Genomic DNA, 14318 nt, shown 5'->3' with positions numbered 1-14318 from the left:
TGAGTTTGAAAAGCGGCATTCTCTAAGGCTACAGAGTGTCTAGAGAAATGGTGGCGATTCAAACATAGGCAATGGCTTGGCCTTAATCTAACAGATTATGTCAGACTGCCGGCTGGTTCCGCCCCACTGCAGTCAGTCAAGATTCCCTAATGCGCTCGTTCGGCGCGTCAAGCAACTAACTTCTAGAACGTTCGCCCCGACTGCAGCGCAACAGGTCCTCTTCGTCGCTGATCGCCTTATGATAACGATTTTCGCTTGCTTTTATCGGCCCCCTTGCGTCGTCCAATTTTGAACTGGTCTGCAAAACGGAATTCACTAGGAAAGCCAATTTTTGAATAATTATTGATATAGCCGGAAAATCCAATCTTCAGGTATAGCAGCTGATAGAACAAGTGTAGACATGCATAAATATTCGTTACCACTTTCTGTATCTTGGAGTGAACCTGCGTTAGAGTGAAATCACTACCATGCGCAGATCGGTTGCGGACATAATGCCAGCTGTCGACCAGCTGCTTCTCAATGCACCCCAGCTGTGCTAACGCACGCAAAGCATCAAGCGCTGACCCTTTCGCCGCACCTCGAATTCGATTGCACGTACGCTCCTTCAGATCGTCATCAATCCCTGCACAGCTGCGTATCGCCGCGATCATCGAGTCAACTTCCTTTTGCTTTGTCTGATCGACCAGAAATTCAGGATAAAATTCCTTGGTCACTCCTTCGATATAAACCGAGAGCGGAAGCGCCGCCACCGCCAAACCCGCCGGCCAACTGGCGTGCAACTTCTCCCAAAATCCGAAGTAATTGTGCGACTGCTTTAGGCTGAACTTAATATACCCTTGTAGAAAATTATCCAAATTGTTGTAATCTGTGCTTAACGGCGGATTAAGCTTGGTGCGCGCAACTTCGAAGTCGTATGCAGCAATTGTCCTGCGCTGGAAGGTCTCCCCGTTCAGCGAACTCCATATATAGCTCAGTGAACGTCCGGTGGCGATCGAAAGTCCTTCCGTGAACAGGGCAATGAACCGATCAGACAACAGTTCAAACGCATTGCTAATCTTGATGGAGGTGTAACCGTCACAACGTAGGATCTCAACCTTTATGACTTTATTGAAAGTTAGCTTCAACATCTTTTCCGGATAGCTGTTCCTTTTTCCCTGAGCGCAGAGGTTATAAGGCAAGTCCATTTCGAACGGAATGATGCCTTCAAATTGGCTAACCTGAAAACAGCTAGGTGTTCCCCACAATTGGACGAGATTGTTCAGATCAGCGAACACTACGCCCGTACACCCATTATCATGTAGGGTGAGTGTTTCGTTAGTAGTCACATATTCGCAATGCCAGGCGCTGCCGTCGCTTGCAATTGCTTGCAACTGGCAGCCTCGCCTATCCGAAACAATGCCAGCGCGCGACTTTTCAGCCTGGTATAGAAACGTCTTTTTTCGGTCGACTTTGTGTTGCTGAAAAAGCTTCAATGATAGATTGCCGAATTCATCCTGACTTACCGTTCCTGGTCCACTGAAAACCATCGGAGCATCGGTTCCAAGCTGCGTCAATGTAATTTCGGAGTAGTCTGCCGAAAACCGCCGGCTGACGAGTGGCAACTTCGCCGTGTAGTGCATCTCAAGCCCCAGAACAATAAGGAAAGCTAGTTTACTTCCTTCGCCATCCCGCTTCAGTTTCAACGCCAGCCCAACTAGAAAAGATGCTTTCAGCAGTCGGGCTTCTCAGCCTACTTTGCGTACAAATGAACAAAACGTTTTTCATCAACGATCATATACCCCAAAAGAAAGCGAATGGCGGTTTTTGGAACGCCTGTATCGACTTTACTATTCCGAGGAAAACCACCTCTCTCTCGTTCTTGGCTTTAAGAAACGCTGTTAGGTCCGTCACCTCCGCACTAAGCTTGCAAGCAAACACGGCATATGCAAAGCAGGAAAGTAAAGCGCCAGGGAATAGTATGTGCATCATGTTCCTATTTCTAATCACTCAAATGCTGACCGTCCGTTCTTGGCCGCAGCCAGACTCTGGAACTGGGGCAATCATCAAATTTCAGGTGCGAGCCGCCTTACTCAGCACTTCCTCAGCCCATTGATTGAGGCTCTTGCCATGCGCGGCAGCGGCGATGGCTGCGGCTTCATGGATCGCCGGATCGACCCTCAGAGAAAACTTGCCCGAAAAACTCTTGCGCGGCTCCACTCCGTCTTCGGCACAAGCTTCAAGAAAAACTCTTAGCGAAATCTTTCCTTCTTGCAGGAGGCCCTTGACGTCCTTAGCGTAAAAATCTGCGCCACCATTCAGTCCAAGGAATTCACCCCTGAACATCTGAATTTCCGGATCAAACGTGATGACTGCCTTGTGACCGTCAATTGCCATCGTGTTCTGCATACTCATGGCTTCACTCTCCAGCGTGCGAAGGTGCTTGCGCCTCATGTTTCAGTGGTAGCAGAAAACGGTATCACTACAAGCGTGGCGACGCGCCTTGCGGCGATACCATGGCGTTTGTACACCAGCGACCACGGCATCGCCGCCTCCCCCGCTTCGGCAGCAGCCTCATGCAATGAAAAATGCCATTGATGATGCAAAGATCTTCAATGGCATTCGTTTAACGCAATTAAATCAGGGAGTTACAGAGCGACTCACTCCCACTCGATCGTCGCGGGCGGCTTGCCCGAGATGTCGTAGACCACGCGGTTCAGGCCACGCACCTCGTTGATGATGCGGTTCGACACCTTGCCGAGCAGCGCGTGCGGCAGGTGCGCCCAGTGGGCTGTCATGAAGTCCTGGGTCTGCACGGCGCGCAGCGCCACCACGTAGTCGTAGGTGCGGCCGTCGCCCATCACGCCGACGGACTTCACCGGCAGGAACACGGCGAAAGCCTGGCTGGTCGCGTCGTACCAGTTCTTCGGCGCGTCCTCGCCCACGGCGTCTTCGAAGGGCGTATTGCGCAGCTCTTCGATGAAGATGGCGTCGGCGCGGCGCAGCAGGTCGGCGTATTCCTTCTTCACTTCGCCGAGGATGCGCACGCCCAGGCCCGGGCCCGGGAACGGATGGCGGTACACCATCTCGTGCGGCAGGCCGAGGGCGACACCGAGCTTGCGCACTTCGTCCTTGAACAGTTCGCGCAGCGGCTCGAGCAGCTTCAGGTTCAGGGTCTCCGGCAGGCCGCCCACATTGTGGTGGCTCTTGATGGTCTGGCCCTTCTTGCCTTTGCCGGCCGACTCGATCACGTCCGGATAAATCGTGCCCTGTGCCAGCCAGCGCGCGTTGTTCAGCTTCTTGGCCTCGGCCTGGAAGACTTCGACGAACTCGGCGCCGATGATCTTGCGCTTGGCTTCGGGATCGCTCACACCGGCCAGCTTGCCCATGAATTGGGCTTCGGCATCGACGTGGACGATCTTCACGCCCATGTTCTTGGCGAACATGTCCATGACCATCTTGCCTTCGTTCAGACGCAGCAGGCCGTGGTCGACGAACACGCAGGTCAACTGGTCGCCGATGGCGCGGTGGATCAGCGCGGCCGCAACGGAGGAATCGACCCCGCCGGACAGACCCAGGATGACTTCTTCGTCACCCACCTGAGCGCGGATCTTTTCGACCGCTTCGGAAATGTAGTCGGGCATGTTCCAGTCCGACTTGCAGCCGCAGATCTCGTGCACGAAGCGGCCGAGAATGGCCTTGCCCTGCACGGTATGCGTCACTTCCGGGTGGAACTGCACGGCGTAGAAGCGGCGCTCCTCGTCGGCCATGGCAGCGATCGGGCAGGATTCGGTCGAGCCCATGAGCTTGAAGCCCGGCGGCATTTCCAGCACCTTGTCGCCGTGGCTCATCCACACCTTGAGCATGCCGTGACCTTCCTCGGTGATGTGGTCGGCGATGCCGTTCAGCAGTGCCGTATGGCCGCGCGCGCGCACTTCGGCGTAACCGAACTCGCGTACCTTGCCATTTTCCACTTTTCCGCCGAGCTGGGCCGCCATGGTCTGCATGCCGTAGCAAATGCCGAGCACGGGCACGCCGGCTTCGAACACGGCCTTGGGCGCTGCCGGAGCGTCGCCTTCGAGCGTGGAGCTGTGCGAGCCCGACAAGATGATGCCGGCCGCGCCGTAATTGCGGATGAAGTCGTCCGACACGTCGTAAGGGAAGACTTCCGAGAACACGCCGGCGTCGCGCACGCGACGGGCGATCAGCTGCGTGACTTGCGAACCGAAGTCGAGAATCAGGATCTTGGCGTGCATGGCTTACTCCGAACGGTAGTTCGGGGCTTCCTTGGTGATCTGCACATCGTGCACGTGCGACTCGCGCATGCCCGCTGCCGTGATCTCCACGAATTCCGCCTTTTCCTGCAGCTCGGCGATAGTGCCGCAGCCGCAATAGCCCATCGACTGGCGCACGCCGCCGACCAGCTGATACAGAATCGCCAGCACCGAACCCTTGTAGGCCACGCGGCCTTCGATCCCTTCCGGCACGAACTTGTCGGCCTTGGCGGCGGCGTCCTGGAAATAGCGGTCGGCCGAACCATCGGCCATCGCGCCCAGCGAACCCATGCCGCGGTAGGACTTATAGGAACGGCCCTGATACAGGATCACTTCACCCGGTGCCTCTTCAGTACCGGCAAACATCGAGCCCATCATCACGGTCGAGGCGCCTGCGGCCAGGGCCTTGGAGATATCGCCCGAGAAGCGGATACCGCCGTCGGCGATGGCCGGCACGCCCGTACCCTTGAGCGCTTCCGCCACATTGGCGATGGCGGTGATCTGGGGCACGCCGACACCGGCAACGATACGGGTGGTGCAGATCGAGCCAGGGCCGATGCCGACCTTGACGGCGTCCGCGCCGGCTTCCACCAGGGCGCGCGCGGCGGCCGCGGTAGCGATATTGCCGCCGATGACGTCCACTTGCGGGAACTTGGTCTTGATCCATTTCACGCGGTCGAGGATGCCTTGCGAGTGGCCGTGGGCGGTGTCCACCACCAGCACGTCGACACCAGCGGCGACCAGCAGTTCCACGCGCTCTTCATCACGCGGGCCCACGCCGACGGCGGCGCCGACCAGCAGCTTGCCCTGCGAATCCTTGGCCGCATTCGGGTGCTCGGTCGACTTCTGGATATCTTTCACGGTGATCAGGCCGCGTAGTTCGAAGGCATCGTCGACCACCAGCACGCGCTCGAGGCGGTGCTTGTTCATCAGACGCTTGGCTTCGGCCAGATCGGCGCCCTCTTTCACGAAGACCAGCTTGTCGCGCGGGGTCATCTTGGCGCGCACCTCGGCGTCCAGCTCCTCTTCGAAGCGCAGGTCGCGGTTGGTGATGATGCCGACCACGGTTTTGCCTTCGACCACGGGGAAGCCGCTGATGCCATACTGTTCGGTCAGCGCGATCACTTCGCGGATCTTCATGCTCGGCGGGATGGTGATCGGGTCACGCAGCACGCCAGCCTCGAAACGCTTGACGCGCGAGACTTCACGCGCCTGATCCTTCGGCGACAGGTTCTTGTGGATGATACCAATGCCCCCCTCTTGCGCCATCGCGATGGCCAGACGGGCTTCGGTCACCGTATCCATCGCGGCGGACAGCAGCGGGATATTCAGCGACAGGTTGCGGGTCAGCTTGGTACGAAGGGAAGTTGCAGCCGGCAGAATGTTGGAATAGGCCGGCACGAGGAGCACGTCATCGAACGTGAGTGCTTTTTGGAGAAGACGCATAGTGATTCCTATAGGCGCAAAAGTAGATTATACAGAAAGTCGCGCAATTCGTCTCGGATGTTGACAGTTTGAAGGCGATTTGGCTAAATCAGGGCGGTTCCCCTTTGGAGTTGGATGTCATGAAAGCTGTCCTGGCCACCTGCCTGCTTCTGTTCGCCAGCCTGGCCCAGGCACAGTATGTTTGGGTCGATGAAAAAGGCATCAAGCAGTTCTCGGACCGCCCGCCCCCGCCCAACACGCCGAAGAAGAACATCCTCAAGGAACCGGGCCAGGTGTCGCCCTACCAGATGCAAGACGCCAGCGCCCCGGCCGAGCCGCCCAAGGACGCGCCGAAAACGCCGACCCTGGCCGACCGCAATGCCGACTTCAAAAAACGCCAGAAGGAAAGCGCGGAAGCCGACAAGAAAGCCGCCGAAGAAGCCCAGCGCGCGCGCGACGAGGCAGCCAATTGCCGCGCGGCGCGCGAAGCCCTGGCTGGTCTGGAATCGGGCGCACGCATCGGCCTGACGGCGCCGAATGGCGAGCGCAGCTTCATGAGCGATGAACAGCGCGCGCAGGAACTGGCCAAGACGCGCCGCATCCTGGCCAACTGCAAGAATTAAGCCTTGGGCTTGCGCGCGGCGCGGCGCCGGCGCGCCTCTTTCGGATCGGCGATCAGTGGACGATAAATCTCGATGCGGTCCTGGGCGCGCACCAGGGTGTCGAGCGTCTTCTTCTTGCCGAAGACGCCGACCGGGTTGTGATCGAGGTCGATCCCCGGCACGTCGGCCGCGATGCCGCTGGCAATGATGGCCTGGCCGATCGTGGTGCCAGCCGGGACGGCCAGATCCTTGAAGAATTCGCGCTCGGCGGTGGCATAGGCCACCTGAATCTGCAGCATATCAGCCATACACGGTCTCCGCCCGTTTGCAGAAGGAGTCGACCAGGCTGTTCGCGATCACGCTGAACACCGGGCCGATCAGGCCTTCCAGCATCTTGCTCGAAAATTCGTAATGCAGATCGAACTCCACCTTGCAAGCATCCTCGCGCAGGGGTTTGAAATGCCAGGTGCCGTCCAGGCTCTTGAAAGGTCCGTCCACCAGCGTCATCTTCATCAGCGTCGGCGGCGTGTTGGTATTGGCCGTGGTGAAGCTCTGGTTAATGCCCTTGTAGTGGATGGCCAGGCTCGCCACCAGGCTGGTGTCGGTCCTTTCCTTGACCGTCACACCCCCACACCACGGCAGAAATTTGGGATAATCCTCGACTTTTGCGACGAGCTCGAACATCTGTTCTGCGCTGTAGCCGAGAAAAACTGTCTTGTGTACTACTGCCATGCCTGAGCCGTTTGTTATGATGTTGGATCACCCCGTAGTTTAACCGACCCGCGCGACATGAGCATTATCGATAATAAGAAAGCCTTCCACGACTATTTCATCGAGGACCGCTATGAAGCGGGGATGGTGCTCGAGGGTTGGGAGGTCAAGTCGATCCGCGCCGGCCGCGTGCAGATCAAGGAAGCCTACGTCACGATTCGCAATGGCGAGATCTACCTGTTCGGCGCCCACATCTCGCCGCTACCCACGGCCAGCAAGTTCAGCAGCCCGGAAGCGATCCGCACCCGCAAGCTGCTGCTGCATCGGGCCGAGGTCGACAAGCTGATCGGTAAAGTGGAACGCGCCGGCTACACCCTGGTGCCGCTGAATCTGCACTACAAGGGTGGCCGCGTGAAATGCGAGATTGGCCTCGCCAAGGGCAAGAAGCAGCACGACAAACGCGCCACCGAGAAGGAACGCGACAGCAAACGCGAAGTCGCTGCCGCGATGAAGCAACACCGCCGTTAAGGCTGCATGCGGTAGCTGAGGCGCCAGCAGATCAGGCCGAGCACCACGCCGGCCATCAGCCCACAGGCCAGCTTGAAGGCGCTGTCGAACAGGAGCGGCGCCACCAGACCCGAGACCAGGGCAAAGGTCATCATCTGCACGAACGAGGTCATCGACGAGGCCAGGCCGCGGTTATTCGGGAACAGCTCGAGCGCGGTCAAGTTCGTGGCCGGCATCGAGAACGCCAGCCCGAACGTATAGATCCCCAGCGGCAGCACGGCCCATGGCACCTCGGGCGTGCACAGGCCCGTGTACAACACATTGATCAACCCGCCCACGGCCATGATGGCGTAGCCGAGCCAGTTCATCTTCGCCGGCGGGATCCGGTGCGCCAGCTTGCTGGCCACGCCAGAACCGACGATCATCCCGCCAATCATCGGCACGAACATCCAGGCAAAGGCCGTCTCCGGCTTGTGCAAAATGCCCATTACGAACTGCGCGGCCGAGCCGATGTAGAGCGACAGCCCGCCAAACGTGATGCCCAGGCTCAGCACCAGCAGCAGGAACTGGTGGTGCACCATCACCTTCCAGTAATTGCGGGCGATCACCACCGGATGGAAGGCGTGGCGCTGCTCCTTGGGCAGGCTCTCAGGCAGAGCAAAATAGATCGTTGCAAGCATCACGGCGCCGAACAGGGCCATGAAGAGGAAGGTCGAACGCCAGCCGAACAAGACCTGCAGCCAGCCGCCGATGACGGGCGCAATGGCCGGCGCGAGGCCGAACACCATCATCATCTGCGCCAGCATCTTCTGCGCCTGCGGGCCGCTGAAACGGTCCTGCACGATCGCATTGCTGATCACCGAACCCGAACCGGCCGAGAAACCCTGCATGGCGCGGCAGACGAGCAGCACCGCAAAGCTCGGCGCCAACGAGGCCGCCAGCGAGGACAAGGTGTAGAGCGCAAAACCCGCCATCAGCACCGGACGGCGGCCAAAGGAATCTGACAGCGTGCCGTAGAACAGCATCATCAGGGCGAACAGGAACAGGTAGACGCTCAGCGTCTGCTGGGCAGCAATCGGGCTGACCTGGAAGGCCTGGGCAATGGCGGGAATCGAAGGCAGGAAGGCGTCGATCGCCAGGGCGCCTGCCATCCCGAGGCAGGCAAGAATCAGAGTCAACATGCGGAAGGATCAGAGCGTGCGGCCGAGTATCATACCCGGATTCCGCACGCGCAATCTTCCTAAATTTGTCACATCACTGCAGCTTCATCCCGAAGCGTTCCGGACGGGGCATCCAATTCCCAGTAATGTCAGCCGACACCAGCACGCGCTCGGCGCGGCCGATCAGCAGGTGGCGCGGCACGAAGCCGATGTAGCGCGAGTCGGCGCTGTTGTCGCGGTTATCGCCCAGCATCATGAACTGGTCGGCCGGCACCACCACCGGGCCAAAACTGCGCATGGCATTCACTTGCGGCAGCACCTGAATTTCGCGCGCATGCTCACCGATGCGCTCGGACAGGTGCACGGCCGGCGTCGGCCCCGCATGGCTGAGGGTTTCAAAGGCCGTGCCGACCGGATCGTACTTGGCCGGCTTGCCGTTGATGATCAACATCTCATTGCGCATTTCGACCGTGTCGCCCGGCACCGCCACCAGGCGCTTGATCAGGCGCGAACCGTCGGCCGGCGAGGAGAAAGTGACCACATCGCCGCGCTTGGGCTCGGCCAGATGGGCGAGCACCACATCGGTCAGCGGCAGCTTCAGGTCGAAGGCCAGGCGGTTGACGAACACCACGTCGCCTTCGAGCAGATTCGGATGCATGGAGGCCGAGGGGATCGGATTCCAGTCCGCCACGGCGGTGCGGAACACGCCAAACAGGCAGAGGAAGGCGACGAAGCCTTTGTTTTCACGAATCCACTTGCGCATGATGTCTCCCGAATAATCGATAGCGTATTTATAAAGGCCAATTCTTAAAGTAAGTTTAAGAACGCGGCTGAACGTCGTCTTTCAGCGCGGCCAGCGCCATCTTTTCGACCAGCCCCGGCGCCAGGAGTTTCAGATAGCGGCCGATGCGCCCCTTGGCCGTCATCACCACCTCGCGCTGGCGCCGCTCCATCCCCGTCAAAATCAGGCGCGCGCAGGTCTCGGCCGTCATCGCGCCCTCCTCCTTCAGGCCAGACACCCCGGCCCGTTCGCCACGCGCGTTGAAGCCGTTGTAGCGGATCTGGGTGGCTACCACGCCCGGAAAGGCGGTGGTCACGCAGACGCCATGCGGGCGCAGTTCCGCGCGCAAGGCCTCAAAGAAGCCCGTCATCGCGAACTTGCTGGCACTGTAGGCCGTGCGCCCCGGCACGCCGACCAGCCCGGCCAGCGAGGACACGGCCACAATCCGGCCCTGACTGGCGCGCAGGTAAGGCAGGGCCGCGTGCGTGCACCAGACCGCGCCCCACAGGTTCACGCGCATCAGATCCTCGCACCAGCGCAGCTCGCTCACCTCCTCGAACAGCGCATGGGCCGACACACCGGCGTTATTGATCAGCACATCGACGCCACCAAAGCGCGCCACGGCAGCGACGATCAGGGCCCTGCAGTCGGCCTCGACCGAGACATCGGTACGCACCGCCAATGCCTCGGCGCCCTTGGCCTCGCACGCGCGCACGACCGCGGTCAAAGCCTCCAGATTGCGCGCCGCCAGCACCAGCTTGTCGCCACCGGCCGCCAGCTGACGCGCCATCTCCGCGCCGATGCCCTCAGATGCGCCGGTCAGGACCACCACGCGACTCATTTCTGCGCCTTCACGATCTGCATGGCAGAGGCGATCAGGCCGCTCATATCGCCCATATTGGCCGGCACGATGATCGAATTATTCGTCTTGGCCAGGTTGGCGAAGGCGCTCACGTACTGCTCGGCGACGCGCAGGTTCATGGCCTGCTCGCCACCGGGCGCGCCGATCGCGGCGGCGATCTTGCGCAGCGCCTCGGCATGCGCGTCGGCCAGCGCGATGGTGGCCTTGGCTTCACCCTCGGCACGGTTGATGGCGGACTGCTTGTCGCCTTCCGACTTGGCGATGGCCGCCTCGCGCTCGCCTGTGGCGATGTTGATCTGCTCCTGCTTGCGGCCTTCCGATGCAGCAATCAGCGCGCGCTTCTCGCGTTCGGCCGTAATTTGCGCCTGCATCGCATGCAGAATTTCGGCCGGCGGCGTCAGATCCTTGATCTCATAGCGCAGCACCTTCACGCCCCAGTTCGCGGCCGACTCGTCGATCGCGCTGACGATGGCCGTGTTGATATGCTCGCGTTCCTCGAAGGTCTTATCGAGCTCCATGCGGCCGATCACCGAGCGCAGCGTCGTCTGCGCCAGCTGCGTGATGGCGGCGATATAGTTCGACGAACCATACGAGGCGCGCATCGCATCGGTGATCTGGAAATAGAGGATGCCGTCCACCTTCAGCTGCGTGTTGTCCTTGGTGATACAGACCTGAGGCGGGACATCGAGCGGGATCTCCTTCAGCGAATGCTTGTAGGCCACGCGGTCGATAAACGGGACCACGATATTCAAGCCCGGCGCCAGGGTCGCGTGATACTTCCCGAGCCGCTCCACCACCCAGGCGTGCTGCTGCGGCACCACATTGATCGTCTTAACGACAAACACCAGGGCGATGATGAACACCACCAGCGCGACCGAACCAAAACCGAATTCCATGTTCTTGTCCTTTATTTGGATTGCACAATCAAGCGATTACCACGGACTTCCGTGATCGTAAAACGGCCGGGGCCCGCCTGCGCGCCACCGTCGAGTTCAACATCCCACATGGCGCCGCGGTACATGACACGCGCGCGCCCGTCCTGCCAGGCCGGCACCTCGACCGACTGGCCGATATCCATATTCATGTTCGGATCATTGGCCGCCTTTGGCAGCCCGAGCGACAGGCGCGAACGGCGCAGCGCCAGCGTTGCGGCCGAGGCCACACTGCCCGCGGCCAGAAACTGCCAGGACAGGCCCGCGCCCAGGTAGGCAAGCAGGGCCCCGCAGGCCAGGCCCAGGGCGATCATCAACAGATAGAAAGTCCCCGAGAACAATTCCAGCACGACCAGAACGCCCGCCAAGGCCAGCCATTCCATCCACAGACTCATTTTGCGTCTCCTCATAACAGGGTGAGACGAGTGTAAGCCTTTTTGCATTCCAGTCAATAAAACAGCGCCGGTGATCGCCACTCAAATTTACCGAACGCAAAATGGGGTCTGACCCCGATTTGATCTAGCGCAAATCGGGGTCAGACCCCATTTATCTTGGAAGAAAAAACGGGGCCAGACCTTGCGCGGTCTGGCCCCGTTCTGGACGGCGTCGGCGGGCTTAGAGCGCGGCCAGCTTGGTCCAGGTGTCGATCACCGAGTCCGGATTCAGACTCATCGACTCGATGCCCTCGGCCACCAGCCAGGCGGCGAAGTCGGGATTGTCCGACGGGCCTTGGCCGCAGATGCCGATGTACTTGCCCTGCGCGCGGCAGGCTTTGATCGCCAGCGAGAGCATGGCTTTCACGGCCGGATCACGCTCATCGAAATCGGCGGCCAGCAGCGGCATGCCGGAGTCGCGGTCCAGGCCCAGGGTCAGCTGGGTCAGGTCGTTGGATCCGATCGAGAAGCCGTCGAAATACTCGAGGAAGCGTTCGGCCAGAATCGCATTCGAGGGCACTTCGCACATCATGATCAGACGCAGGCCGTTCTCGCCACGCTTGAGGCCGTTCTTGGCAAGCAGGTTGACCACCTTCTCGGCCTGGCCCAGGGTACGCACGAAGGGCACCATGATTTCCACATTGGTCAGGCCCATGTCGTTGCGCACGCGCTTCATGGCCGCGCATTCCATCTCGAAGGACTCGGCGAAGTCCTCGGCGAGGTAGCGCGCGGCGCCACGGAACCCGAGCATCGGATTCTCTTCGTCCGGCTCGTAGCGCGAACCGCCGATCAGCTTCTTGTACTCGTTCGACTTGAAGTCGGACAGGCGCACGATGACGGGCTTGGGCCAGAAGGCGGCGGCAATCGTCGCCACGCCTTCAGCCAGCTTGTCGATGTAGAAGGCTTTGGGCGAGGCATGGCCGCGCGCCACGGATTCCACGGCCTTCTTCAGGTCCGAATCGATGTTCGGATACTCGAGGATGGCCTTCGGGTGCACGCCGATGTTGTTGTTGATGATGAACTCGAGTCGGGCCAGACCCACGCCGCCGTTCGGGATCGCCTGGAAGTCGAAAGCCAGTTGCGGATTACCGACGTTCATCATGATCTTGGTGGCGATCTTGGGCAGCTCGCCGCGCGTCACTTCGGACACTTCGGTTTCGAGCAGGCCGTCGTAGATCTTGCCTTCATCGCCCTCGGCACAGGACACGGTCACCAGGGTGCCATCCTTGAGGGTATCGGTGGCGTCGCCGCAACCGACCACGGCCGGCACGCCGAGTTCACGCGCGATGATGGCCGCGTGGCAGGTACGGCCGCCGCGGTTGGTGACGATGGCGGAGGCACGCTTCATCACCGGTTCCCAGTTGGGATCGGTCATGTCGGCCACCAGCACATCGCCCGGCTGCACGCGTTCCATCTCGGACGGGTCTTTGATCACGCGCACCGGACCGGCGCCGATCTTCTGGCCGATCGCCCGGCCCGAGGTCAGCACGATGCCGCTGCCTTTGAGCGTGAAACGCTGCTGCGAATCGGTCGGCTTCTGCTGCGACTTCACCGTTTCCGGGCGCGCCTGCAGGATGTAGAGCTTGCCGTCGCGGCCGTCCTTGCCCCACTCGATGTCCATCGGGCGGCCGTAGTGGCGCTCGATGATCACGGCGTATTTGGCCAGTTCCACAATTTCGGCATCGGTCAGCGAGTAGCGGTTGCGCAGCTCGACCGGCACATCGACGGTACGCACGGAGCGCCCGGCTTTGGCCTCGGTCGTGAACTCCATCTTGATCAGCTTGGAGCCGATATTGCGGCGGATGACGGGCGACTTGCCCTGCTCCAGCATCGGCTTGTGGACGTAGAATTCGTCGGGATTGACGGCGCCCTGCACCACGGTCTCGCCCAGGCCATACGAGGAGGTGATGAACACCACGTCCTTGAAGCCCGATTCCGTATCGATCGTGAACATCACGCCGGCGGCGCCGAGGTCGGAGCGCACCATGCGCTGCACACCGGCCGACAGCGCCACTTCGCTGTGGGCGAAGCCTTTGTGCACGCGGTAGGAAATGGCGCGGTCGTTGTACAGCGAGGCGAACACGTGCTTCATCGCTTCGAGCACATTATCGATGCCAACCACGTTGAGGAAGGTTTCCTGCTGACCCGCAAACGAGGCGTCCGGCAGGTCTTCGGCCGTGGCCGAGGAGCGCACGGCGAACGAGACTTCGGAAGCCGAATCGGCCACCAGCTTGTCGTAGAAGGCGCGGATCTCTTCTTCCAGACGCGGCTGGAACGGGGTGTCGACGATCCACTTGCGGATGTCGGCGCCGGCTTCGGCCAGCGCGCGCACGTCGTCGATGTTCAGGCCTTCGAGGCGCTTGGCGATGCGCTCGGCAAGCGAGACGCCGCCTTCGCTGCGGTGCGCCAAAAAGTCGCGGAATGCGAGCGCCGTGGTGGCGAAACCGCCGGGCACCCGCACCCCCGCCGTGGCCAGCTGGCTGATCATCTCGCCGAGCGAAGCGTTCTTGCCGCCGACAGATTCGACGTCCGTCATCCGCAAGTGCTCGAACGAGGCGACATACACCCCCTGACCCCCATGGGCCTGCTGCATTGCTGCGTTAGTCATGATAATACCCTTAGTGATGATAGAAATCGGCACAGGGAGGCGCGGA

Annotated in this window: 14 protein-coding genes; 2 read left to right on the top strand and 12 right to left on the bottom strand. The window is 60.5% G+C overall.

What is annotated here, in order from left to right; translation table 11 throughout:
- Positions 1-236: 236 nt before the first annotated feature.
- From LZ005_RS07150 to guaB, 4 genes are all read right to left on the bottom strand, one after another.
- Positions 237-1682 carry a hypothetical protein gene (locus LZ005_RS07150; protein WP_237806118.1) on the bottom strand — a complete coding sequence of 482 codons (1446 nt, stop codon included), beginning with the start codon at positions 1680-1682 and terminating at the stop codon, positions 237-239.
- A gap of 367 nt (positions 1683-2049) precedes the next feature.
- Positions 2050-2385, bottom strand: a complete 336-nt coding sequence (locus tag LZ005_RS07145) for a type II toxin-antitoxin system HicB family antitoxin (RefSeq protein WP_237806134.1) — start codon at positions 2383-2385, stop codon at positions 2050-2052.
- Positions 2386-2636: 251 nt separating this feature from the next.
- Positions 2637-4232, bottom strand: a complete 1596-nt coding sequence (gene guaA / locus LZ005_RS07140; RefSeq protein ID WP_237806116.1) for a glutamine-hydrolyzing GMP synthase — start codon at positions 4230-4232, stop codon at positions 2637-2639.
- A gap of 3 nt (positions 4233-4235) precedes the next feature.
- On the bottom strand, positions 4236-5696 hold the full coding sequence (gene guaB, locus LZ005_RS07135) for an IMP dehydrogenase (protein ID WP_237806114.1): 1461 nt from the start codon (positions 5694-5696) through the stop codon (positions 4236-4238).
- Positions 5697-5815: 119 nt separating this feature from the next.
- Here guaB and LZ005_RS07130 point away from each other — a divergent pair, with 119 nt between their 5' ends.
- On the top strand, positions 5816-6298 hold the full coding sequence (locus tag LZ005_RS07130; protein WP_237806112.1) for a DUF4124 domain-containing protein: 483 nt from the start codon (positions 5816-5818) through the stop codon (positions 6296-6298).
- On the opposite strand, the gene LZ005_RS07125 is transcribed toward LZ005_RS07130, so the two are convergent.
- The gene (locus LZ005_RS07125; protein WP_237806110.1) at positions 6295-6585 is read right to left on the bottom strand and encodes an RnfH family protein; all 291 of its coding nucleotides are present in this window, start codon (positions 6583-6585) and stop codon (positions 6295-6297) included. The two genes, LZ005_RS07130 and LZ005_RS07125, sit on opposite strands and share 4 nt — an antisense overlap.
- Entirely contained in the window at positions 6578-7009 is a 432-nt protein-coding gene (locus LZ005_RS07120; RefSeq protein WP_237806108.1) for a type II toxin-antitoxin system RatA family toxin, read from the bottom strand. The genes LZ005_RS07125 and LZ005_RS07120 overlap by 8 nt, the downstream gene beginning before the upstream one ends.
- Positions 7010-7066: 57 nt before the next feature.
- On the opposite strand from LZ005_RS07120, the gene smpB reads away from it, so the two are divergent.
- The gene (gene smpB / locus LZ005_RS07115; RefSeq protein WP_237806106.1) at positions 7067-7516 is read left to right on the top strand and encodes an SsrA-binding protein SmpB; all 450 of its coding nucleotides are present in this window, start codon (positions 7067-7069) and stop codon (positions 7514-7516) included.
- Here smpB and LZ005_RS07110 read toward each other — a convergent pair.
- The 6 genes from LZ005_RS07110 to ppsA form a co-directional block, all read right to left on the bottom strand.
- Positions 7513-8676, bottom strand: a complete 1164-nt coding sequence (locus LZ005_RS07110) for a multidrug effflux MFS transporter (RefSeq protein WP_237806104.1) — start codon at positions 8674-8676, stop codon at positions 7513-7515. The two genes, smpB and LZ005_RS07110, sit on opposite strands and share 4 nt — an antisense overlap.
- A gap of 73 nt (positions 8677-8749) precedes the next feature.
- Positions 8750-9418 carry a signal peptidase I gene (gene lepB / locus LZ005_RS07105; protein ID WP_237806102.1) on the bottom strand — a complete coding sequence of 223 codons (669 nt, stop codon included), beginning with the start codon at positions 9416-9418 and terminating at the stop codon, positions 8750-8752.
- A gap of 55 nt (positions 9419-9473) precedes the next feature.
- A complete protein-coding gene (locus LZ005_RS07100; protein ID WP_237806100.1) occupies positions 9474-10277 on the bottom strand; it encodes an SDR family oxidoreductase in 804 nt (267 codons plus the stop codon).
- Entirely contained in the window at positions 10274-11194 is a 921-nt protein-coding gene (locus LZ005_RS07095) for an SPFH domain-containing protein (RefSeq protein ID WP_237806098.1), read from the bottom strand. Before LZ005_RS07095 ends, LZ005_RS07100 begins: the two co-directional genes overlap by 4 nt.
- A gap of 11 nt (positions 11195-11205) precedes the next feature.
- Positions 11206-11625: an NfeD family protein gene (locus LZ005_RS07090; protein ID WP_237806096.1), complete on the bottom strand. Its 420-nt coding sequence runs from the start codon at positions 11623-11625 to the stop codon at positions 11206-11208.
- Between the two features lie 220 nt (positions 11626-11845).
- A complete protein-coding gene (gene ppsA, locus LZ005_RS07085; protein ID WP_237806094.1) occupies positions 11846-14272 on the bottom strand; it encodes a phosphoenolpyruvate synthase in 2427 nt (808 codons plus the stop codon).
- Positions 14273-14318 lie beyond the last annotated feature (46 nt).

The sequence above is a fragment of the Massilia sp. TS11 genome (genome assembly GCF_022012445.1).
Taxonomy (GTDB): Bacteria; Pseudomonadota; Gammaproteobacteria; order Burkholderiales; family Burkholderiaceae_D; genus Telluria.
The sequence above is the reverse complement of the archived record's forward strand: the minus strand, read 5'-3'. Positions and strand labels throughout refer to the sequence as shown.